We start from the raw sequence: 22,267 nt of genomic DNA, 5'->3' as shown, positions 1-22,267 counted from the left end.
AGGATCAGACGGTTTGAAAAAGAGAACAAAGTGGATTTTGCTTAGTATATCCGGGCTGCTGCTGGCGCTGCTATGCGTGCAGCTGTACTATTCCTATGTCATGAAGGACACGTGGAATGAGGAGAGCCTGGCGGTGCAAGCCGCTCGCCAGCATGGCGGCCTGGTGACGAAGGATAAGACCTACAAATCGGTATGGGGCGAGAACAACAATTATTGGGTCATCACGGGAACGAATCAGGACAAGCATCAGATCATGGTCTGGGTGAAGTTTACGGATGATAACCTTCCTGTTGAAGGCAAGGATGCGGTTCAGGCCGTGCTGCTCAGCAGCGGATTGTCCGAGGAGCAGATGCGCGAGCAGATTCGCAATGAGATGCCGGGTGCTGTGATCAAGCGGCTGCTCCCCGTGATGTATGAAGGCGAGTATACATGGCAGCTCCAATATGAGAATCAGGGCCAATTAGGTTATCGCTTCTATCGCTTCCAGGACGGACAGGCGATCGGAGAGGACATTATTCTTCCAAATCAATAAATCAGTTATACAGGAAAGAGGCTTTCTTGTACGCGATTGTACAAGGAAGCCTCTTTGTTTTGGGTTTGTAAGCGCTGTCTGAAAAATATGGAAAAACTGTTCTTAATATTTTCACAGGAAGGCATGAAAAAGTATAGATTATGTGATATACTCATTGTTGTACTCATTAGACAGAAAACGATCTATTAGTCATAGCATATGATACTGTATATAAATGTGATTTATTCTAATCTACAAATTACTACTACTGAAGGAGGCACTTCATGAAACTACGCATTGTCCCTATCATGCTGACGGTTGTCATTTCGGCATTGGTGCTCTTCGGCGGATGGTTTCTATATCAGCGTTTCGCTGTCCAGAGTCCGCTGGCCGATGTTGTTTCTCAATATGAAGGCGTGAAAAGTTCTCATATAGATATTAAACAGGATGCCGTATCTTTGAAACTCGATTTGGCTCCGGACACGAATTTGCAGGGCTTGGTTCAGCACATCAAGCGTGAAGGCAAATCCGTGATCGGCAGCCGGGAGCTTAAAATTCAAGTCGAGGACCACTCCTCGGAGGCGTTGGATGAGTGGTGGGAAAAGGCGATGCTGTCTGTTGCGGAGGCAATGGATAACAAGCAATACACCAACATCCAGAAATCCCTGGATCGGCTGGCCGCCGGTACGCCGAATCTGAGCGCAAAAGCGACGATCGACGACAACAATGTCTACATCAGCCTGTCGGATGGAAAGTCTGGTAAATTCATCATCCTGCCGCGTCAGCCCGGAACAATGGAGGTGTGGAGCCATGCCTAAATGGACGAAAGAAGTAGCGATCGGCTTTGTCCCGGTATTGCTGGTATTCCTGGCTTTTATCGGGGTGAATATCGTGCCGGTTATCATCGCGGTTGCTCTCGTAGGCGGATTGCTGTTCATCGCGAAGATGAGAGGCGGGATCGCCGTCGGAGCAGGAAATGAACGCAAACGCAAGAAAGCGGGCCCCTCGAAGCTGACCTTTGAGGAGATCGGCGGGCAGGACAATGCCAAGCAGGAGCTTCGGGAGGCGCTTGATTTTCTGATCCGTCATGAAGATATCAAGAAATTCGGAATCCGTCCGCTCAAGGGCATTCTTCTCACCGGTCCTCCGGGGACGGGGAAGACGCTCATGGCCAGAGCAGCCGCCCATTACACCAATTCCGTATTCGTGGCTGCATCGGGCAGCGAATTCGTTGAAATGTACGTCGGCGTCGGAGCCGGACGCATCCGGGATTTGTTTAAGGATGCCCGCACCCGGGCCGAGAAGGAGAATAAACAGAGCGCAATTATCTTTATCGATGAGATCGACGTCATCGGCGGGAAGCGTGAAGGCGGGCAGCAGCGCGAATATGATCAGACGCTGAACCAGCTGCTGACCGAAATGGATGGGATCTATTCGACCGAGGCGCCGCGTATTCTCGTCATCGCCGCCACGAACCGCAAGGAGATGCTGGATAGCGCCCTGCTTCGTCCGGGAAGATTTGACCGCCATATTCAGGTGGATCTGCCGGATAAGAAGGGACGAGCCCATATTCTAAGACTGCATGCGGCCAACAAACCGCTGCATGAGGATGTGGACCTTGAGAAAATCGCCGAGGAAGCGTACGGCTTCTCGGGCGCCCAGCTGGAAAGCGTCATGAACGAAGCGGCGATTTACACGATGCGCGAGAATGAGCAATTCATTCACCAGCGCCATCTGTCCATGGCCATCGATAAGGTCATGATGGGTGAGCGGTCAGACCGCGAATCCAATATCGAAGAGAAGAAGCGGGTGGCGATCCATGAGCTGGGTCATGCCATTATGGCGGAGCTCGTACGCCCCGGCAGCGTGAAGCAGGTGGCGCTCAGCCCCCGCGGCAAAGCTCTTGGCTATGTGCGTCACAATCCGCAGCAGGAGCAGTATCTCTATACGAAATCGTTCCTGGAAGAGCAGATTATGATCGCGCTTGGCGGAGCTGCCGCGGAAGAAATCTATTACGGCGGGCGGAGCACCGGCTCCAGCAATGACTTTGAGCAATCGCTTAACATTGTGGAGACGATGATGAAATCCGGTTTAACCTCGCTTGGCATCATCAACATGAATATGGTTACGACCGAGGAATTGATGCGCGAGAATAATATGATCCTAGAAGAGCTCATGTCCCGGACGAAAGGCCTGTTGGAACGGAATCGGGCGATATTCGACAATTCGCTTGACATCCTGATGAAAGAGGAAATTTTGTCCGGAGAGCAATTTCGTTGTCAATTTCGTGAAAACGCGCTTTTACCAGCATAATTTGTTATGCTGGTTATTTTTTTTTACTTTTTTCTCATGCTAAGATATTATTATATTTTGTGCTCTAAAAATGCATGTTCAAAAAAATCGGGTTTTCAGCACCAAGAAGGTTGGAAGAAGCTAGGGATTGAGGAGCGGAGCGTACGTACTGGGTACGTGAGCACCTGAAATGTTTTCGCAGAAAACATGCTTCGGAAGCTGCTACTTAAGCCCGGCTGAATTCAAGATTCGATGCCGAGTTTCTTCTTGAATCACTTCGTGATCAAAAGACGATTTTTTGGACAACCTCTAAAAATGCATTTTTCGACAAATAGGGGTACAATACTGTATAGAGATAAGGAAAGGGTGGAGTAGAAACCATGTACTTCAAAAAAATCGGCGTTGTCGGCGGCGGTACGATGGGGCAGGGCATTGCGGAAATGCTCGCCGCCAAAGGGCTCGACGTGCTGCTCGTTGAGAAATCTCCAGAGAGATTGGACTATTCATACCGCATGATCGAAACCAGTCTGGATAAACAGCTGGAGAAATGGGGCATCACGCAGGCGGAGAAGAAACTTATACTTAGCCGGATTCAGAAAGTGACGCATATCAAGGAGCTTGGCACCTGCGATATGGTCATCGAGACGATTATAGAAGATTTGGATGCAAAAAAAGAAGTATTTGAACAGCTTGACCAAGTATGTCCGAGCAATGTCATCTTGGCGAGCAATACATCCACGCTCAGCTTGACGGAGCTTGCCAGCTCCACGAAATATCCGGAGCGTGTTATTGGCATGCACTTTATACATCCCGTATCCAAGGTGGATCTCGTTGAAATTATTCGCGGCTTGAAAACGTCCGAACAGACGTTTACCGAAACGAAGCGTTTTGTCGAGGAAGTGGCTGACAAGAAGGGCATCATGGTCTATGAATCTCCGGGCTTCGTAACGACGCGCATGATTACGCTGATGATCAACGAAGCGCTGCATCTGCTACAGGAAGGCGTTGCGTCCGCGGAGGATATCGACGACGCGATGCGAATCGGCTACAACTTCCAGCACGGGCCGCTCGAGATGGCGGACCGTTTCGGTCTTGACTCCATTCTTGCCGCGCTCGAACGCATGTTCCGCGAATACGGCGAGCTGAAATACCGTCCGTCCATCGTGCTTAAGAAGATGGTGCGTGCCGGACAGCTTGGCGTGAAGACCGGCGAGGGCTTTTTCAAGTACGACAAGGATGGTGACCGGATATGAATATTCTCGTAATTAACGCGGGCAGTTCCTCGCTTAAATATCAGCTGTATAACATGACGGATGAATCCGTGCTGGCCAAAGGCCTGGTGGAGCGGATCGGGATGGATTCCTCGATTCTGACCCATAAGCCGACCGGGAAACAGGAAGTGACCGAGGTCAGTGAAATATTGGAGCATACGACCGCGATCCGCAGAGTGCTCGGCATGCTGACGAATGAAGAGCATGGCGTCATCGAATCCATCGACAGCATTCAGGCCGTCGGCCATCGGGTCGTACACGGCGGTGAGTCCTTCAAGGAATCGGCCCTGGTGGACAGCGAAGTCAAGGCGGAAATCCGCCGCCTCTTCGACCTGGCTCCGCTTCATAATCCCGCTTCCATGATGGGGATCCGGGCAGCGGAAACGAATATGCCGGGCGTTCCGCAGGTCGTTGTGTTCGATACCGCCTTCCATCAGACGATGCCGGAAAAATCATACCTGTACGCTATCCCGAGAGTTCTTTATAATAAATATAAAGTACGTCGTTACGGTGCGCACGGTACGTCCCATGCTTATGTCAGCCAAGCGGCAGCCGAGTTTCTGAACCGTCCGATCGAAGAGCTCAAGATCATTACCTGCCACATTGGCAACGGGGCTTCGCTGACTGCCGTTGACGGCGGGAAGTCGGTCGATACATCGATGGGGATGACGCCGCTTGAAGGCTTGATGATGGGGACGCGCAGCGGCGACCTGGATCCTGCCATCGTTCCTTTTGTCATGAATAAGGAAGAGCTTACCGTCAATGAAGTGAACTCGATGCTGAACAAGCACAGCGGTTTGCTCGCGATTTCCGGAATCAGCAGCGATATGCGTGAAATTACGGAAGGCATGGAAAAAGGCGAGCCGAATACGACCTTGGCATTCAATATGTATGAGTACCGGCTCCGTAAATATATCGGGTCCTACGCTGCCGCAATGAACGGCGTGGATGTCATCGTATTTACGGCAGGCGTAGGGGAAAACTCGATCGTCCTCCGCAAAAAGGTGCTTGAGCAGCTTACCTATCTCGGCGTAGAATTGGATGAGGAGCTGAACAGCATTCGTTCCGGCGAGCCTCGCCGCATTTCCACGGCGAATTCAAAGGTCGAGGTGCTTGTCATTCCTACCAATGAGGAATTGGTTATCGCTCGGGATACGCATCGTATCGTACAAGCTTTATACCGTTAATTCGCAGTGATAAAGGGAGAGATTTTAGCATGGCCACCAAAAGTGTGATTCGTCACGTCAGCCAGCATGTCGGTGAGACGGTAACCATCGGCGCCTGGATTAACAACAAGCGTTCCAGCGGCAAGATTCAATTCCTGCAGCTTCGGGACGGTACCGGATATATTCAAGGCGTAGTCGTTAAGAATGAAGTGTCCGAGCAGGTATGGAATGATGCAAAAAGCCTGACGCAGGAGAGCTCGCTCTATGTAACGGGCGTGATCCGCGAGGAGCCCCGCAGCCAATCCGGTTATGAGATGACGGTAACGGGCATCGAAATCATCCATCTGACAGAGAATTATCCGATTACGCCTAAAGAACACGGCGTCGATTTCCTGATGGATCATCGCCATCTGTGGCTTCGTACGCAGAAGCAGCGCGCGATTATGGTCATCCGGGCGGAAATTATCCGTGCGATTCAGGAGTACTTTGATACGAACGGATTTACGCTGGTGGATCCGCCGATTTTGACGCCGACATCCGCGGAAGGAACGACGAACCTGTTCCATACGAAGTATTTCGACGAGGATGCCTACCTGACGCAAAGCGGACAGCTGTACATGGAAGCGGCCGCCATGGCGCTCGGCAAGGTCTATTCCTTCGGTCCGACATTCCGGGCAGAGAAATCCAAAACCCGCCGTCACCTGATCGAGTTCTGGATGATCGAGCCGGAAATGGCCTTCACGGATCACGAGGAGAGTCTGAAGGTACAGGAGCAGTTCATCGCTCATGTCGTGCAATCGGTCGTTAAAAACTGCCGCCAGGAGCTGGAGGCGATCGGCCGCGATATTTCCAAGCTGGAAGCGATCCAGGCTCCGTTCCCGCGGATTACGTATGACGAGGCCATCGAATTCCTGCACACGCAAGGCTTCGATATTCCTTGGGGTGAGGATTTCGGCGCGCCGCATGAGACGGCCATTGCCGAAAAATACGATAAGCCGGTCTTTATTACGCATTATCCGGCCGGCATCAAGGCCTTCTACATGAAGCCGGATCCGAACCGTCCGGAAGTCGTGCTGTGCGCGGACATGATCGCCCCGGAAGGCTATGGCGAGATCATCGGCGGTTCGCAGCGGATCGACGATCCGCAGCTGCTGGAAGAGCGTTTCAAGGAGCATGACCTGTCGATGGACACCTATCAGTGGTATATGGATCTGCGTAAATACGGAACGGTTCCACATTCCGGCTTCGGGCTTGGACTGGAGCGGACGGTAGCCTGGATCTGCGGTCTGGATCATGTGCGTGAAACGATTCCGTTCCCAAGAACATTGTATCGGTTGTATCCATAAGCCGTGAGAGGTGAGTCTATGGATCACGGCAACGCCGGAGGCAACCGGGGATCGTGGGCCGATGGCGCGGCAGCGGGAATGAGCCAGGGCATGGCGATTATTCCGTATTCGCTCCTTCGCCACTACCGGAAGCTGGGCCTGACGGACCGGGAGGCGATGCTGCTGATCCATTTGATCGGATTTCAGCAGGTCGAATTCAAGGCATTTCCGTCCCTGGAGGAGCTGTCGGATGTAACCGGCATTCCGGCCGCGTCGATCGCGCCCAGCCTGCAGCGGCTCATGAAGGATGGGCTGCTCGGTATCGATGAGTACGTCGACGGAGCGCAAGGAATCCATTATGAGCGGTACAACCTGAACGGGTTGTACAAGAAGCTGGCGGATTGCATGGCCGAAGAGGATATGACCCCTCAGCCGGACCGTATCAAACCCCAGTCCCCGCTCTCGGGCCGGGGAGGGTCCGCGCCGATGGATCCCGCAGGAGCCCGGACGGTTCCGGAGAAGGAAGAGCGCAATCTGTTCACCATTTTCGAGAAGGAGTTCGGCCGCCCGCTGTCTCCGATGGAACTCGAGACGATCTCCGGGTGGGTGGATGCGGACCGTTATCCGGATGAGCTGATCCTGCTGGCCTTGAAGGAAGCGGTGTTTGCCGGAAAGCTGCATTTCCGCTACATCGACCGGATTCTGCTGGAATGGAGCCGCAATCGCGTGCGCACGGCCCAGGATGCTAAAGCCTATACGCAGAAATTCAGAAATATCGGAAGATAGACAAGCAGCACGTCCTTAGCGGGCGTGCTGTTTTTGTTTTGTGCGGGTAATCGATGCATTATTGGGGGTGGAAGTACAATTTCTTGAAAGAGCCGCCACATTCGTTTCATGAACCATGCATGGCACATGTGTTGATCCCGAGCAAGCCGTCTCAATCACTCATGTGTACTTCGGGCACGGATTTCGCTATAATGAACGTAACCTGTCGGAATTCCATTATCTTGAAGGGAGGGGCCAAATATGAAGAAGTTGACAGTGTGCTCTATGCAAAGTCTATTTGATGAACAACGGCGGTTGTTTGCATGGAGCGAGAAGATGGTTACCGCCTGATTTCCTCTTGGTGAAAAGAGGCCGTTTATCACGTGGACTTTGCATCCTTAAAATTTCGAATTTACATTTTAAGGAGCAAGGATGCCATGAAATATATAAACGCGGATATTATACTTCCTGAGGAGCTGTTGAAGGAAGTGCAGAAATATGTGCAAGGCAAGATGGTGTACATCCCGAAGCCCGAGGGGCTGCGGAAGAAATGGGGAGAGAACTCCGGAAGCAGGGCCTATTTGAAAAATAGGAACGAGGAAATCCGCCGGAAATTCACGGAGGGTGCTTCCATCGACGATCTGTCCTCACAATATTGCTTGTCGTGCGATTCGATCAAGAAAATCGTTTATACCAAAAACAACAAGTAAGCGCAAGTCACATTAGATCCACGTTCTAATGTGGCTTTTTTGTGTTTACATTGGTTCAACTCATTTGCTGCATATCCCTGGGCATGGTTGGCCGGTTAGAATCGATGATGAAGAACCGGGACGAAGAGGTGTAGATATGGAGCATGATATAAAAGTGGGGGCGGAAGAAACACAGGCAGCTTTACTGAACCAGGCTCAGAAGCTGGCAGGGTCCGCGTGCAAGCATTATGAATTGGAAGGCGCCGATGTGGAGTTTATCGGATTTTCCGAGCATGCAACCTACCGTATTCGTACGGCAGGGGAGGACAAGCATCTATTGCGGATCCACTTGGATGAGCGAAGCCAAGCGGAGATCCAGTCGGAGCTGCTCTTTCTCGAAGCATTACAAGGAGTCGAGGGCATACACGCACCCTCAGGCGTTCCTGACCGAAACGGAGAAACCGTGATAGAGCTTCGTACGGACGATGGCAATGCCTCTTCATATATAACGCTGATGAAATGGGTTGATGGGCAACCTGCTGAAGGGAGGCTCACGGATCGGCAGGTGCATAACATCGGTAAATTGCTTCGCAGCCTTCATCAGGCTGGAGAGCAGTTCGTTCCTCCATCCGGTTTTATCCGGCCGCACTGGGGAAGACAAAGCTTTGACATGGCAATGACCAGACTCTCGCGATACTACAGCAGCTTTTTAACGAAGCCGGATTGGCGTTTGTATGGACAAGCTGCAGCAAAGATCCAAACAGAGCTGGCAGGGATGAAGAAGGACAGGCATAGCTATGGACTGATCCATGCCGATCTGCACATTGGAAATATCGTATTCGACGAGGATGACCCTCGTCCGATCGACTTCGGAAGATGCGGCTCTGGATATTTTCTGTACGATACGGCAGCAATCCTGCTCGCACTGGGGCCCGAACAGCGACGGGATTTGCTCCGGGCATATGATGAAGCCCGCGAAGTGCGCCAGGATGAAGTGAGGAAATTGGAGTGCTTTTTTATCATGACGATGATGGAGAACTATAGTCACCACGCTCCCAATCCGCTGGAGTGGGAAGGCATGCGGGCTGAACAGCCGTACGCCTTGGCCTATATTCAGGCGTTTCTAAAGGGTGAGTCCTTTCTGTTCCGCAAGCTAGAACCGGTGAGAAGGCAGGATCACTAATTTTTACATGAAAATATATCCAAAATGGCAGGTGTTATTGCGGCTCTATTCCATATAGAATAGGTGGCGTAATACACTGTCGTTCTTTTTGGCAAGCGCTTTCAATTTATACTGCGCATTTGGATTTCAACCAGTCATGAATGGCGCAATAAGAGGGGGGAGCATCGAACCGATTCAACGAAAAGTTATCGAAAGGCTCGCAGTTTATGGTCGTCTACAACGGTACAGGAGGGATTTCATGTTCAAAAAGCTATGTAATATCACCTTAGCCGCTTCGCTGACATTCTCGATCGGTGGGGCTGCTTTCGCAAGCTCGCCGGGAGATCAGGCCAAGGAAGCACCAGGAAGGAAAGGCATCCAGGAACAAGCTTACAGCTGGGACCGCGCAAAAGTGGTCGGCGGCGGCTTCATTCCGGGCATTGTATTCAATCCGAGCGAGAAGGATCTCATCTATGCCCGTACCGATATTGGCGGTGCTTATCGCTGGAATCCGGAGACCGGCTCCTGGATTCAGCTAATGAATTTCGTAGGCTTCGACGAATGGAATATGCTCGGTGTGGAAAGCTTGGCAACGGACCCTGTGGATCCGGACCGATTGTATATCGCGGCCGGTACATACACGAACGACTGGACGGATATGAACGGTGTGCTGCTTCGATCGAAGGACCGCGGCGACAGCTTCGAGCGTACAGCGCTTCCATTCAAGCTTGGCGGCAATATGCCGGGCCGGTCAATGGGCGAGCGGCTCGCGATTGATCCGAACGACAATCGGGTCCTGTATTTGGGGGCGCGCAGCGGAAACGGGCTGTGGAGAAGCACAGATTACGGGAAAACCTGGGGCAAGGTGGCCAGCTTCCCGAATGACGGCAGCGCAAAGGATTATTATGGCGATATCGTCGGACCGGTATGGATTACATTCGACCCGACAACGGGCAGCCGGGGAAAAGCAACGCAGACCATTTACGTCGGAGTTGCCGATACGGTCAACAGTATTTACCGGAGCACTGATGGCGGCCAGTCATGGGAGCTGCTTCCCGGGCAGCCGCGGCAAAATTTCTTTCCGCATCACGGCGTATTAAGCTCAAATGGGAATTTGTATATTACGTATAATGAGTTTATCGGTCCATATGACGGCGGAACGGGAGCCGTATGGAAGTACAATACGAAGACGGGCCAGTGGACGGATGTCAGCCCGACAGGCAGCACCGAGCATCCGTATGGAGGCATCTCGGTGGATGCCAGACATCCGGATACGCTGATGGTGGCGACGATGAACAAGTGGTGGCCGGACGAGTTCATCTACCGCAGCACGGACGGTGGCAAAACATGGACATCGCTATGGACGCTTGACTATTCGAAGGATCCGGTAAGAGAAAACCGATTTACGATCGATTACGCGATATCTCCATGGCTGGACTGGGGAGAGAAGAAAGCGCTGCCCGAAATTTCGCCTAAGCTGGGCTGGATGATCGGCGATCTGGAGATCGATCCGTTCAATTCGGACCGCATCCTGTATGGTACGGGGGCGACGCTATACGGGACCGATAACATGACCGCACTTGATCGGGGGCAGAACGTCAACATTTCCGTGCAGGCGAACGGGATCGAAGAAACGGCGATTCTCGGCTTGATCAGTCCTCCATCGGGAGCCCCGCTGCTGAGTGCGATGGGGGATATCGGGGGCTTCCGGCATGAGGATTTGACGAAAGCGCCGCAGATGATTACCAATCCATATCTCGGTACGAGCACCGATATCGACTATGCGGAAATGAACCCCAACATCATCGTTCGGGTAGGGAATGCGGAAGGAACGGCCCCAAGAATGGGCGTTTCTATGGATAACGGGAAGACCTGGACACCGGCCGCCAATGCCTGGCCATCGGCCGAGGGCGACAAAACCGAAGGCGGATGGGTGGCCGTCGGCGCGGACGGAAGCCGGATCGTTTGGAGTCCGAAGAGCAGTTCATCCGAAAGCGTACGCCCTGTAAGCTACACCAAGGACCGGGGAGTTACCTGGCATGCTTCGCAAGGGATACCGGAAGGAGCGATCATTTCTTCCGACCGGGTAAATCCGAGCAAGTTCTATGGCATAGCCAACGGCAAGTTCTATATCAGCAACGATGGCGGCGCAACCTTTACAGCCTCTCAGGCGACGGGGCTGCCGCAGACCTTGACCAGCAAATTCAAAGCGGTTCCGGGAGCGGAAGGGGAAATATGGATTGCGGCGGCCAAAGACAACAGCAACACGCAAAGCGCTTATGGTTTATGGCACTCCACGGATTCCGGCAATAGCTTCGTCAAGCTGGAGGGTATCCAGGAAGCGGCTACCATTGGCTTCGGCAAGGCTGCACCTGGACAAAACGTGATGGCGCTATACAGCTACGCCAAAATAAACAACAAGTACGGGGTTTACCGTTCGGACAACGGGGGAGCCAGCTGGATTCGAATCAATGACGATGAGCATCAATTCGGATCGGCCAATCGCGCCATAACCGGCGATCCGCGGGTATACGGAAGGGTGTACATCGGGACCAACGGTTTGGGCATCGTGGTCGGAGATATCCAGTCCGATTCCAAGGGAAACGCGAAGCCTGGCAAACAGGATAAAGACAAAGACAAGGATAAAGATAAAACAGAAAAGCAGGATGATAAAAATAACACGGACAATAAGAACAATAAGAACAATAAGAACAGTAAAAACAATCAAGGGAATAAGAACAACGGCAAAAACAACAACGGCAATAAGAACAACTAGCAATAAGGTCTTCAGCAACATTAACAAAAACAGTTGAGCGTGAGACGAAACGTCTACGCGCAGCGGGCCGGGAAGGGATCCTTCTCGGCCTTTATTTTTGGCATCGATTCGAATTAAGGTTTCGTTTTTCTCTAAACCTGCTTCATCCAATCTATGAATACGTAAGCTCCTGCCTGATTGGAGAAGGCGTATGCTAACTTAGTGTATTGAATATGAGCCGTTTCAAGCGTATCATGAAAAGACGACAGTATTTCGGATGGGGAGAACAGTTTGCTGCATAAGAAAATATCAGGCGAATGGACCGCCTGTTTGTTATTGATGGTTATTACGGTTATTACCATCATAGGTGCACAGATGGCTGCACCTGGAATGGCATGGCTATGGGGACTGGGCCTCATTCTGGCGGGTAATGCTCTCCGTAACGCCTCGGAGGAGTTAGGCAGAGCCGCGATAACAGCTGCTTGCATTACGTTTGGATACCGGATGTACAGCGCGCTGGGAGACTACATAAAAGAATGGCTCGCCGATGACATGGGACTGGCAGTGGGGTTGTCAAGGCTAAGTTTAATCGCGTTCATTCTGCCCGTGGCCATCTTCAGCTGCTTCCAAAAAAGCAAGCCCCGTTATATGGCCGTAGGGAAATGGAGCAATCCGATCTATTTCCCATGGATCATGCGAGGGTTATACAAGGAACCGATCTGGCGATTTATCCTCATATTTACGGCCGTAACGGGAGCCGTGTTTGCCTTCCTCATCGATTGGGGGCAGCCTGGACTCATCGCTCTGATCGGATATGCGCTCCTATTCGCATCCATCAATGCCGTTCTGGAGGAGCTGCTGTGGCGCGGTTATATTCTAAGCCGCCTAACGGAAGACTTCGGCGAAATCCAAGGACTGGTGATTGCCGGAGCTGCCTTCGGTTTCTACCATCTGCACTTGGGCTTCCCGTGGATCGTCTGCTTGTTATTTTCCTTCTTTGGCATGATGATGAGCGGCGTAGCCATCCGCTCACAGGGTCTGGCTCCGGTCATCACCATGCATTTCGTCATGAATATGTGGTTTGTTCTCAGCGGGATGATCCTCTGACGGCAGCCGGTGCAAGGAATAGACGGTTAACAGCTGCGGCCGGAGATCTCAAATCGAACGATTCTCCATTTCATGCCATTGTCATTGTCACGGACAAAATGCTTGCGGAATCATCCGGCAATTGAACAAGAATTAACCGAAATCGAAAATAGCGGCAGACCTAGGGCGCCTTCGGGCCGCCCTCTTTTTATGGAGTCCGGACTCTGCGTCCAAGCACATCCTGCAATATGGTCGATTCCGTCTGTCTGAGACAAACTAGGCGCTTACTGGCAGTGCAAGCTTCTGCTTCCACGCCAAAGGGGAGACTAATTTGCCCTGTCTTGACGCACGATTCTTAGGAGTAACGAAATTTTTTTTCAAAAGTTGCAGGGGCGGGCATGCAGTCTTGCGTCTATTGATATTGGGAAGGAGGGGAGAGTTATTGAAGCTGAACGATTAATAAGACGCATCCTTCAAGGCGAGCAGGAGGCCTTTCGGGAGCTGGTTGATACGTACAGCCAGCATGTGTTCCATACCGCATTCTCGGTGCTTCGAGATGTCAAGGATGCGGAGGATGCGTCGCAGGAAGTCTTCATCCAAGTCTATAGAGCTCTCCCCCAATACCGTTCCGAAGGCTTTAAGACCTGGATCACCCGCATTGCCTTAAATAAAGCGATCGACATGAAACGTAAGCGGGATCGTAAACCGCCTGAGCATGGTGCGGGCGGAAGTGAAGAACTATTAGACAAGCTACCCTCCGCGGAAGAAGATACCGTTACTTTGCTCATTCATAAGGAGCGTAGGGAGACGCTTCGAGCGCGGATTGATGAGCTGCCTGCCAATCACCGGGAGATCATATCGGCTTTTTATTTGGAAGAGAAGAATTATGAGCAGATTAGCTCCGAGCTGAACGTGTCGGTCAAAACGGTGGAATCAAAGCTGTACCGGGCCCGGCAATGGATCCGGACGCACTGGAAGGAGGAAGAGTGGAAATGACATGGTCGATTCAAGAGCGCAAAGCAATGACAGAGCGTTATATAAAAGGGGAAGCCGCCCCGGAAGAACGGGCTTTGTATGAAGAGCGCCTGTTGTCGGACGATTCGTTGCTTGGGCTCTATATGGAGGCGCTTAGCCGCCAAGACGGATTGCCGGATCTGCCGGACCCGGCCTTATTCGCGGATCGAGTCATGAATCACGAAAAGATTAAGCCGTATCCGCGAAGAGCAGCCGCATACGCATCGGACCGGCCGAAGCGATGGTATGAGAAGGCGATCGTTCACTATGCGATTGCCGCATCCGTCACACTGCTGTTCCTGTTTACCGGTGCGTTCGAAAGACTGCAGTCGGTCAGTCCGGAGCAAGGGGCGCCGCTTTCCCAATCGCCGTCCTACAGCGATCAGCTGATAGAAAAAACATCGGGCTGGATTGACAGCCTGCTGCCCAAATAAGGATTTTTGGAAAGGAAGATGAACTGTGCAACCGCAGCGTAGCAAAATGCTTGCATTCATATTGAATTTTGTCCCTGGCCTCGGCCACTATTACTGGGGGAGAAACGGACGGGCAGTCCTCTATCCGCTGCTCTTCTTCGGCGGCTTGTTGGGAGGATTGGTGCTCACGTTTATGGCTGGCTCCAATACCGTGTTTGTCATGAGCATCCTTGGCGCATTGCTGATCTGGGGCATCAGTATGCTCGATTTACTAATGGCTCTGCTTCGTTACACGCCGGTTTCCTACGTTTATGATGAATATGGCCGGCCCATGGAAGTGCCGAACGAACGAAGCGACGATTCCGAACGCTTCTTCACGATCCTGCTGTCGTTTATACCCGGGCTGGGACATTTCCAGCTTGGCTTGATGCAGCGCGGATTGTCTTTTCTGATCGCATTCTTCGGGCTTGGCACCATCCTGGTGTTTCTGACCGGATTGACGCACGAGTCGGTATTTCTGCTCTTTCTGGGCATCTTGCCGGTGATCTGGCTGTACTGCATGTTCGATGTCGTTCAGCTCCTTAACCGTAAGCAGGCAGGAGAGTTCTTGATGGACCGGACGCTGTTCGAAGAGCTGGAGAGCGGTCGTGAGAGCGGACGACGCAGCAAAGTGTTTGCTACGATGCTGTCTGCATTCCCTGGAGCGGGGCAAATGTACCTCGGACTGCAGAAGCGGGGCCTCCAGCTGATGATCCTGTTTCTGGGCAGCATCTATGTGCTGGATGTGCTTAGACTGTCCTTGTTTCTGTTTATGATTCCGCTGATCTGGTGCTATGCCTTTTTCGACGGCCTGCAGCAGGTCAGCCGCTACGGCCGGGAGCCGCTGCGCGACCGGCCGATCATCGCCAGCACATCCGGCCAGCAGCGCTGGCTCGGTTTAGGACTTGTGCTGCTGGGCATTTACTTCGTATTTTCCAGTGTGGTCCTGCCGTATCTCGAGACGCTGTTCCCGAATCTGTACCTGGATTCCCGGATCCGGGATTTCATGAAGACGGCGATCGTTACGGTGCTGCTGATCGGCGGCGGCATCAAGCTGATGATGGCACCGAAGCAGGGAGCACGGTTCGAGGACCGGCCTTACGATGATTTCGACCGCGATTAATCGGCGGAAGGGATGAGGAGGAGATATTTGTGGTTAAAAATTTGGCGTATGTGCTGTACATTTTATTGTTTGTGGTGACATGCCTGTTCGTCGTAAACCATTACCTGCCATCGGATCCGGAGCCGTATGCGAGGATTTCCTACGTAGAGTATGAGCAGGGACATTTATAAAGGCATCCGTTAGTCATATCCAAGAAGCAAAAAACATGTAAAACGATCCTGGAGAAGGATCGCTTTACATGTTTTTTAATTTGCGTTCAACCAGGATGTAAATCAGGATAAACACGACGAGCGTTGCAATACCCGTAGCCGTAAAGCTGCCGGTCAGCCTCGCGATGGCGAGCAGGACGACCCCGAAGATCATGAGCAGCAGGCTGACGTAGGCGTTGGCGACTTTAAAACGCCGCTCGCTTTTAAGCGAAGACGTTGTTTTGTAGGCATAAAAGCTCTTGGTGCTCTTGGGGGGAACCAGGTATAGGAGCAATCCATACAAAATAAAGATGATGCCTATGGCTAATCCTTGAATCACGGAATACACACTCCTCAGGAGATGATGCCCGCTATGTGCCCCGAGCGCCTAGAAACAATCGGGGGCGTAGCGGACTTAGTTTAAAGCGGTTGCCCGGCGCCCGGGCTCGCTCACTTAGGGTTAGGGTTTACCTTGCCTGGTTACTGCCTGCAGCGTTCAGGAGAAGGCGGCGGTAGGTGTATTCAAAAATAAATTCAAACGCCTCCAGATGCTTCTTCGCCTCGAAGGCGTTCCGCCCCCAGGCATAGATGCCGTGATTCCGCAGAAGGATCCCGGGCACGGAGGGATCAAGAGCATCCGGGACAAGCGCCGCGATTTTCGGGATGTCCGCATAGTTGGGCAGAATCGGTATGGAGATGGCGGCATCCTCTTCCCAAATATTGAACGCCTTGATCAGCTCGATGCCCTGCGCAGGAACGAAGCCCTGATCACCATACCATTCGCTGACCAGGTTGTTGTCGATCGTATGCACATGGAAAATGGCCCCGCAGCCGGTCTTGCGATAAATTTCGCAGTGGATCAAGGTTTCGGCGCTAGGCTTGAGCCCGGTCGTCTCGCACGGCTTCCCGTTACGGTCAACAAACAGATAATCCTCCGGCGTATGTACGGACTTGTCCTTTCCGCTCGCGGTTATGGCAAAGTAAAACTCCTCGGGCGTAAAGTCGCCGACGCGGACCGAGAGATTTCCGCTTGTTCCGGGAAACCAGTTGCGCGAGGCAAAAAGCTCCTTGACGCCGCGCAGGTCGTCAAGGGCTGCTTGTTTTTGTTCCAGCAGGATATCGGCAAATGCCATATCACAGCACCCCCTGTTTCAGCTTGTCGTTCAGATCGGCATAGATGTCGGTAAAGGTCTCGAACGGCACATGATGCACGCCCAACTTCCGGCACTGCTCCGTGAGCGTGGAGCGCGAGTACACCAGATCGGCCTGCTTGGCCCCTTCGAAATCGGTGAGGCTGTCTCCGATCAGAATCCGGTAATATTGATCCGCCGGGAATCGGTCCATCACGGTAACCTTGCACATGCCGCAATCGTTCGTGCACGAATCCTTGCATGGATGCGGCCATGTAATCTCGATCGTGTCCCCCTCAAAATTGGAGCCGTTGCAGAATATATGGTCTGCCGGAATGCCGTACGGCTTCAGGATCGGATCGACGAAGAAATCGATACCGCCGCTCGTGACGAAAAACTCGATGCTTTCTTGCTTCAGATACTCAAGAAAAGCGCCGAAGCCTTCGCGGATGCCGGCATGCTCGAGCACGAAGGATGTAATCTCCTCTTTCATGGAGGAAGGGAAGAGGGCGAACATCCGCCCGACCCCTTCCCGGATCGAGATCGTCCGCTCGATCGTATCCTTCATGATTCCCTCATAGCCTTCCGGTTTGAAATGCTTCATAATGGCTACAATATTGTCGTTGTTCGTGATCGTTCCGTCAAAATCGCAAAAAATGACGGGCGTTTTTCCTTGAGCTGTCATGCTTCTCCTCCCCAGATGTCCAGCGCGGCTTTCAGTTCTTCATGCTCCTCCGCATAGTGGGCAAGCGGCACGGATTTCATCGTCGCTTCGATCGCCTGAACGAAGGCTCTTCCGCCGGCTTCAGTGCCCAGCGGATGACCATGGATGCCTCCGCCGGCATTCACCACGACATCCATACCGAAGTCGCGGATAATACGCGGCACGAGTCCAGGATGGATGCCTGCCGACGGAACCGGCATGCTCCGCTTGACGCCGAGCTTGACGGTATGAAGCTCGTCCCGAATGCCGAGATTCTCTTCCCGCGGCATCGTGACCGAGCCGTAAGGCGACGGGAACAGGACCAGGTCGGCGCCGGCGATCCGCATCAGCTGGCCGAGCAGAACCGGCGCGGCGATTCCGTGATACGGAGACGGGTAGATGGCCCCCGCCAAAGCCGGATGGGCGGCGATCGGCACGTTGATGTCCGGATCGGAGCCGAGCTCGTGCAGGACGTCATACCCATAGGACAGGACGTTGAACAGCAGCGCGTTGGCGCCCGCGTCGATCGCTCGCAGCGCCTGATCCCGCAGCTTCGAAGTATGTCCTGTCAGGTTAGCTGCATACAGCAGCTTTTTGCCCGTCTGCTGCTCGACCTCGCGGGCAGCTTCGATACATAAGCGAACCCGTGTCTCGATCGGGGTCAACTCATTTTCGAACAGGATTTCATCATCCTTAATCAGGTCAACGCCGCCGAGGGCCTGGCGAATGAATTGCTCCCTAAGCTCATCTGCGCTTAGCCCGATCACCGATTTGAAGATGCTCATCAAGAGCGGACGGTCATGAACCCCGAGCAGATCGCGCACGCCGTCGATCCCGAACTTCGGACCCGGGAATGCTGACAGGAATTCCGGCGAAAGATCCAGGTTGGTCAGCTTGATGCGGCCGTCCATGGATATCTTGCCGAATACCGTCACGAGCAGGGCAGGAATGTCCCGGCTGAAGTTGATATCCGGATAGGCGATGCTGATATCGGCATAACGGCTGCCGGGCTCCCAGCCTTCATGGACCTGGATGTCCACCACTTCGCCTAGATGCTTCTGCATGGCTTCCTGCTTGGCCGCAGGCAGCTCGGTCCAGCTCCCGACCGTCATGCCAACGGCGATGGAGGTCGCCTTTTTACGAAAATCCGCCTGGTCGTCATAAATTCTGTAGGTTGCGATTGAACGGCTCATAGGGCTTGCTCCTTCAGCATCGCGCCCATTTCTTTGGAGCGCTCTGCGCAGCGGTTGACGGCAGCGATGACCGTCTCGAAGAAATCGCCGCGGTCCAGCGTTTCAAGGGCTGCTTGCGTGGAGCCGTTCGGCGATGTGATTTTTGCCCGTAGGGCTGCCGGCTGCTCGCCGGTTTGCTGCACCATTCGGGCTGCGCCCAGAATCGTCTGGAGCGTCAGGTCGCGGCTTTGTTCAGGCGATAAGCCGCCGCGGATGCCGGCAGCCGTCATCGCTTCCATCATATAGTAGAAGTAAGCTGGACCGCTTCCCGAGATGCCGGTAAGAATGTCCATTTTCTCCTCTTCAATGACGGTCACCTGGCCCACCGCTTCAAATAATGTAAGGACGAGCTGGCGCTGCTCCTCGCTGATTTCCTTGGAGAAGGAGATGCCGGTCGAGCCCAGTCCGATCGAAGCGGACGTATTCGGCATCGTGCGTGTTATTGGCTGATTCGTGCCGAGCAGCGTTTGGGTCGTATGAATCGAGAGGCCGGCAATGACCGAAATGATCAGCTGATCGGCGGACAGCATCGACCCTAGCTCCTTCAATACCTTTGCAGCATCCTTTGGTTTCATGGCCAGCACGATGACTGGGGAGGTTTTGAGAATTTGATGTTTCGCGTCCGCATCGCTGTTAAACTGGACGCCGTAGCGTTGACTGAGCTCCTCGAGACGCTGGACATTGCTGCGGTTCAGCATCGTAATGCGCTCGGGCTGTACGACATGGCGGGTTACAAGGCCCTTCACGATCGCTTCAGCCATCGAGCCCGCCCCGTAAAATGTAATGGCTTTATCGATCAGCGGGCGGTTCTGTGGGGTTTGGCACATAGTAGGTTTCCTCCTTCATGGATGATATGAATGAATGTATTTTTATTCTCGTATTTGGCCACTACCGATAATAACATATTTGGAGGAAGTAAGCGCAGGAAGGCCCATAGGTCCCCGGGCGTGCAGCTTCTGGGTGCTGATACCGATTTCGGCCCCGAAGCCGAATTCGAATCCGTCGGTAAAGCGCGTCGACGCATTATGATACACGGCGGCGGCATCGACTTCCTGAAGGAAGCGCTCGGCATTCTGCCCATTCTCCGTCACAATGCATTCGGAATGCTTGGTGCCGTATTCTGCAATGTGCGCGAGAGCCTGATCGAGATCGTCCACGATTTTAACATTTAAAACATAGTCGTTGTACTCGGTCGCATAATCCTCGGAAGAGGCTTCGCGGGCCCAAGGTGCATAAGACAGCGTGCGCGCGCAGCCGCGAAGCTCTACATTCCGTTCCTTGAAGGCTTCGGCCAAGGAATGAAGATGGGATTTGGCAAACGCCTCATGGACGAGCAGCGTCTCCATCGCATTGCAGACCGAAGGGCGCTGAACCTTGGCATTGAGGCTGATCGCGGCAGCCATGTCGGGCTGAGCCGACTCGTCGATATACGTATGGCAGATGCCGGCACCTGTTTCAATGACGGGCACGGTGGAATTCATAACGACATTCTGAATCAGCGAGCTGCCTCCGCGAGGAATAATGACATCGAGCAGCCCGTTCAGCTTCAGCATCTCGTCAACGGACGAGCGGTTCGCGTCCTCGATGAGCTGCAGGGATGCCGCAGGGAGCGCGGTCCGCTCCATCGCTTCGTGGAGGACCTCCACGATTTTGCGGTTGGACGAGAGAGCGGAGGAGCCCCCGCGGAGCACGACGGCGTTGCCCGTCTTTAGACAGAGTCCCGCCGCGTCCACCGTTACATTCGGGCGGGCTTCATAGATGATGCCGATGACGCCGAGAGGGACGCGTTTCTTTACAATATGCAGGCCGTTCGGACGCTCAATCGTCTCGAGCGTGTCGCCGATCGGGTCCGGAAGCTCCACGATCTGCCGCAGCCCCTCGGCAATGCCGAGGATCCGTTCTTCATTCAGCGCAAGCCGGTCCAGCAGGGAGGAGGACGTTCCGTTCTCCTTGCCGCGCCGGAGGTCTTCGGCATTCGCCTCCATGATATCACTGGCGCGCGCGATCAGCGCGTCGGCCATTTCAAGCAGAGCCTTATTCTTTTCATTCGTGGTCAGCTTGCCGAGCACGGCGGCGGTTTGTTTGGCAAGCTGTGCTTTTTCCCTTACTTCACTCACGGTTCATTCCTCCTTATAATCAAGCGATCGTTATGATCCAATCATCGTTATTTCAGGGTAATCCATTCGTCCCGGTGAATCACCTCAAGCCGGTGCACGTCGCCGATCAGCTCGAACACGCGGCTGCTCGGCAAGCCGATGACGGCCTGCAGCTGCTCCTCGTCATAATTGACGATGCCCCTTCCGAGCCGTTCCCGGTTCATGTTCAGCACTTCGACGACATCTCCGGCATGGAAGCTGCCTTCCAGCCGCTTGATGCCGACCGGCAGCAGGCTGTGCCCGCCGTGAAGGAGCGCTTCCTCCGCGCCCTCATCGACGATGATCCGTCCCAAGGGAGATGACATAAAGCCTAGCCACTGTTTTTTCATCGGCAGAGAGGAGAGTTGTGTTGCGAAATACGTGCCCTTCCCCTGATGCTCGTAGGCCAGCAGCAGATCTCCCGCCGCGTCCGCTCTTCCGATGAAGACCGGAACGCCGCCGCGCGTTGCGATTTTGGCTGCGTCGATCTTGGAACGCATCCCGCCGGTACCGACGCTGGTGCCTGCGCCTCCGGCCATGCCGTATATCTCTTCGGTAATTTCCTCGATCTCCTCATACCGGGTGGCATCGGGAGATTTGCGCGGATCCGCCGTATACAACCCGTCGGTATCCGTCAGGATGATGAGCTGCTGCGCTCGAACGAGGTTAGCCACGAGGGCGGAAAGCGTATCATTGTCTCCGAATTTCAGCTCATCAATCGAGACGGTGTCATTCTCGTTAATGATCGGTATGATGCCCTGCTTCAGCAGCTCCGAAATGGTCATATTCGCATTGTTCATGCGCTTCCGGTTCGCAAAATCAGTCCGGGTCAGCAAAATCTGCGCCGCCTTCAGCCGGTGCTCCGCTAGGGCATTCTGGTATGCCCTCATCAGCAGCGCCTGGCCGAGCGCAGCCGCGGCCTGCTTCTCATGAAGCAGCTTCGGCCTGCTCTCATAGCCGATCTCCCGGAAGCCTGCGGCAACCGCGCCGGAGGTCACGAGGAGAACCTCATGGCCGGCACCGCGCAGGGCTGCCAGCTCGGCAGCGAAGAAGGCGACGGAATCCAGATTCAAGCCGCCTTCCTCGGTTGTGAGGGAGCTGCTTCCGATCTTGACGACGATGCGTGAGCTCATCGCAATCACTTCCTTGTACGTATTTTTAGTCTCTAGCATTGATGGATGCATGATCATAGAAATAAAAAAACTTCCGTCCTTGAAAAAGGACGAAAGCTAGTCTTCCGCGGTACCACCTTTATTGATGAGCTATTT

Annotated in this window: 22 protein-coding genes; 15 read left to right on the top strand and 7 right to left on the bottom strand. The window is 53.4% G+C overall.

Features of this window, described 5'->3' with window-relative positions:
• Positions 1-13 precede the first annotated feature (13 nt).
• From NST44_RS24685 to NST44_RS24615, 15 genes are all read left to right on the top strand, one after another.
• Positions 14-532, top strand: a complete 519-nt coding sequence (locus tag NST44_RS24685; protein ID WP_007129864.1) for a cell wall elongation regulator TseB-like domain-containing protein — start codon at positions 14-16, stop codon at positions 530-532.
• A 263-nt stretch (positions 533-795) separates the two neighbouring features.
• Positions 796-1,329: a hypothetical protein gene (locus NST44_RS24680; RefSeq protein WP_007129865.1), complete on the top strand. Its 534-nt coding sequence runs from the start codon at positions 796-798 to the stop codon at positions 1,327-1,329.
• A complete protein-coding gene (locus NST44_RS24675; protein ID WP_007129866.1) occupies positions 1,322-2,824 on the top strand; it encodes an AAA family ATPase in 1,503 nt (500 codons plus the stop codon). Before NST44_RS24680 ends, NST44_RS24675 begins: the two co-directional genes overlap by 8 nt.
• A gap of 359 nt (positions 2,825-3,183) precedes the next feature.
• On the top strand, positions 3,184-4,056 hold the full coding sequence (locus NST44_RS24670; protein WP_007129867.1) for a 3-hydroxyacyl-CoA dehydrogenase family protein: 873 nt from the start codon (positions 3,184-3,186) through the stop codon (positions 4,054-4,056).
• On the top strand, positions 4,053-5,261 hold the full coding sequence (locus NST44_RS24665; RefSeq protein ID WP_007129868.1) for an acetate/propionate family kinase: 1,209 nt from the start codon (positions 4,053-4,055) through the stop codon (positions 5,259-5,261). Before NST44_RS24670 ends, NST44_RS24665 begins: the two co-directional genes overlap by 4 nt.
• A gap of 29 nt (positions 5,262-5,290) precedes the next feature.
• Positions 5,291-6,586 carry an asparagine--tRNA ligase gene (gene asnS, locus NST44_RS24660; protein ID WP_007129869.1) on the top strand — a complete coding sequence of 432 codons (1,296 nt, stop codon included), beginning with the start codon at positions 5,291-5,293 and terminating at the stop codon, positions 6,584-6,586.
• A gap of 18 nt (positions 6,587-6,604) precedes the next feature.
• A complete protein-coding gene (locus NST44_RS24655; protein ID WP_007129870.1) occupies positions 6,605-7,351 on the top strand; it encodes a DnaD domain-containing protein in 747 nt (248 codons plus the stop codon).
• Positions 7,352-7,767: 416 nt separating this feature from the next.
• Positions 7,768-8,040, top strand: a complete 273-nt coding sequence (locus NST44_RS24650; RefSeq protein ID WP_007129871.1) for a CD3324 family protein — start codon at positions 7,768-7,770, stop codon at positions 8,038-8,040.
• 136 nt (positions 8,041-8,176) lie between these two features.
• Positions 8,177-9,202 carry a phosphotransferase enzyme family protein gene (locus NST44_RS24645; RefSeq protein WP_007129872.1) on the top strand — a complete coding sequence of 342 codons (1,026 nt, stop codon included), beginning with the start codon at positions 8,177-8,179 and terminating at the stop codon, positions 9,200-9,202.
• A gap of 238 nt (positions 9,203-9,440) precedes the next feature.
• Positions 9,441-11,957 carry a WD40/YVTN/BNR-like repeat-containing protein gene (locus NST44_RS24640; protein ID WP_007129873.1) on the top strand — a complete coding sequence of 839 codons (2,517 nt, stop codon included), beginning with the start codon at positions 9,441-9,443 and terminating at the stop codon, positions 11,955-11,957.
• 270 nt (positions 11,958-12,227) lie between these two features.
• Positions 12,228-13,043, top strand: a complete 816-nt coding sequence (locus tag NST44_RS24635; RefSeq protein ID WP_007129874.1) for a CPBP family intramembrane glutamic endopeptidase — start codon at positions 12,228-12,230, stop codon at positions 13,041-13,043.
• A gap of 363 nt (positions 13,044-13,406) precedes the next feature.
• Positions 13,407-14,018, top strand: a complete 612-nt coding sequence (locus tag NST44_RS24630) for an RNA polymerase sigma factor (protein WP_028403598.1) — start codon at positions 13,407-13,409, stop codon at positions 14,016-14,018.
• Positions 14,015-14,470, top strand: coding sequence for a hypothetical protein (locus tag NST44_RS24625; RefSeq protein ID WP_028403597.1), 456 nt, complete (start codon positions 14,015-14,017; stop codon positions 14,468-14,470). Before NST44_RS24630 ends, NST44_RS24625 begins: the two co-directional genes overlap by 4 nt.
• A 25-nt stretch (positions 14,471-14,495) precedes the next feature.
• Positions 14,496-15,611, top strand: a complete 1,116-nt coding sequence (locus NST44_RS24620; RefSeq protein ID WP_028403596.1) for a hypothetical protein — start codon at positions 14,496-14,498, stop codon at positions 15,609-15,611.
• Positions 15,612-15,640: 29 nt separating this feature from the next.
• On the top strand, positions 15,641-15,781 hold the full coding sequence (locus NST44_RS24615; RefSeq protein ID WP_007129878.1) for a hypothetical protein: 141 nt from the start codon (positions 15,641-15,643) through the stop codon (positions 15,779-15,781).
• A 64-nt stretch (positions 15,782-15,845) separates the two neighbouring features.
• Here the strand turns inward: NST44_RS24615 and NST44_RS24610 are convergent, their stop codons facing one another.
• From NST44_RS24610 to proB, 7 genes are all read right to left on the bottom strand, one after another.
• On the bottom strand, positions 15,846-16,139 hold the full coding sequence (locus tag NST44_RS24610; RefSeq protein ID WP_028403595.1) for an SdpI family protein: 294 nt from the start codon (positions 16,137-16,139) through the stop codon (positions 15,846-15,848).
• A gap of 127 nt (positions 16,140-16,266) precedes the next feature.
• Positions 16,267-16,932, bottom strand: coding sequence for a methylthioribulose 1-phosphate dehydratase (locus tag NST44_RS24605; protein WP_007129880.1), 666 nt, complete (start codon positions 16,930-16,932; stop codon positions 16,267-16,269).
• 1 nt (position 16,933) lies between these two features.
• Positions 16,934-17,614, bottom strand: a complete 681-nt coding sequence (locus NST44_RS24600; protein WP_007129881.1) for a 2-hydroxy-3-keto-5-methylthiopentenyl-1-phosphate phosphatase — start codon at positions 17,612-17,614, stop codon at positions 16,934-16,936.
• The gene (locus NST44_RS24595) at positions 17,611-18,825 is read right to left on the bottom strand and encodes a 2,3-diketo-5-methylthiopentyl-1-phosphate enolase (RefSeq protein ID WP_028403594.1); all 1,215 of its coding nucleotides are present in this window, start codon (positions 18,823-18,825) and stop codon (positions 17,611-17,613) included. Before NST44_RS24595 ends, NST44_RS24600 begins: the two co-directional genes overlap by 4 nt.
• Complete coding sequence (proC, locus tag NST44_RS24590; RefSeq protein WP_210094615.1) at positions 18,822-19,691, bottom strand: pyrroline-5-carboxylate reductase; 870 nt, start codon at positions 19,689-19,691, stop codon at positions 18,822-18,824. Before proC ends, NST44_RS24595 begins: the two co-directional genes overlap by 4 nt.
• Positions 19,692-19,733: 42 nt before the next feature.
• Positions 19,734-20,981, bottom strand: a complete 1,248-nt coding sequence (locus NST44_RS24585; RefSeq protein WP_210094614.1) for a glutamate-5-semialdehyde dehydrogenase — start codon at positions 20,979-20,981, stop codon at positions 19,734-19,736.
• Between the two features lie 47 nt (positions 20,982-21,028).
• Entirely contained in the window at positions 21,029-22,132 is a 1,104-nt protein-coding gene (gene proB / locus NST44_RS24580) for a glutamate 5-kinase (RefSeq protein ID WP_245255921.1), read from the bottom strand.
• Between the last annotated feature and the right edge of the window lie 135 nt (positions 22,133-22,267).

It is taken from the genome of Paenibacillus sp. FSL W8-0919 (genome assembly GCF_038003785.1).
Classification (GTDB): domain Bacteria; phylum Bacillota; class Bacilli; order Paenibacillales; family Paenibacillaceae; genus Paenibacillus_AQ; species Paenibacillus_AQ lactis.
This window is presented reverse-complemented; position numbering and strand designations above follow the sequence as displayed.

Bases quoted from the DNA above. Each gene is read 5' to 3' on its own strand.
- NST44_RS24605 (WP_007129880.1), bottom strand. From the start codon at position 16,932: ATGGCATTTGCCGATATCCTGCTGGAACAAAAACAAGCAGCCCTTGAC.
- NST44_RS24625 (WP_028403597.1), top strand. From the start codon at position 14,015: ATGACATGGTCGATTCAAGAGCGCAAAGCAATGACAGAGCGTTATATA.
- NST44_RS24675 (WP_007129866.1), top strand. From the start codon at position 1,322: ATGCCTAAATGGACGAAAGAAGTAGCGATCGGCTTTGTCCCGGTATTG.
- NST44_RS24655 (WP_007129870.1), top strand. From the start codon at position 6,605: ATGGATCACGGCAACGCCGGAGGCAACCGGGGATCGTGGGCCGATGGC.
- proC (WP_210094615.1), bottom strand. From the start codon at position 19,691: ATGTGCCAAACCCCACAGAACCGCCCGCTGATCGATAAAGCCATTACA.
- asnS (WP_007129869.1), top strand. From the start codon at position 5,291: ATGGCCACCAAAAGTGTGATTCGTCACGTCAGCCAGCATGTCGGTGAG.
- NST44_RS24650 (WP_007129871.1), top strand. From the start codon at position 7,768: ATGAAATATATAAACGCGGATATTATACTTCCTGAGGAGCTGTTGAAG.
- NST44_RS24595 (WP_028403594.1), bottom strand. From the start codon at position 18,825: ATGAGCCGTTCAATCGCAACCTACAGAATTTATGACGACCAGGCGGAT.
- NST44_RS24680 (WP_007129865.1), top strand. From the start codon at position 796: ATGAAACTACGCATTGTCCCTATCATGCTGACGGTTGTCATTTCGGCA.
- NST44_RS24645 (WP_007129872.1), top strand. From the start codon at position 8,177: ATGGAGCATGATATAAAAGTGGGGGCGGAAGAAACACAGGCAGCTTTA.
- NST44_RS24665 (WP_007129868.1), top strand. From the start codon at position 4,053: ATGAATATTCTCGTAATTAACGCGGGCAGTTCCTCGCTTAAATATCAG.
- proB (WP_245255921.1), bottom strand. From the start codon at position 22,132: ATGAGCTCACGCATCGTCGTCAAGATCGGAAGCAGCTCCCTCACAACC.
- NST44_RS24670 (WP_007129867.1), top strand. From the start codon at position 3,184: ATGTACTTCAAAAAAATCGGCGTTGTCGGCGGCGGTACGATGGGGCAG.
- NST44_RS24640 (WP_007129873.1), top strand. From the start codon at position 9,441: ATGTTCAAAAAGCTATGTAATATCACCTTAGCCGCTTCGCTGACATTC.
- NST44_RS24600 (WP_007129881.1), bottom strand. From the start codon at position 17,614: ATGACAGCTCAAGGAAAAACGCCCGTCATTTTTTGCGATTTTGACGGA.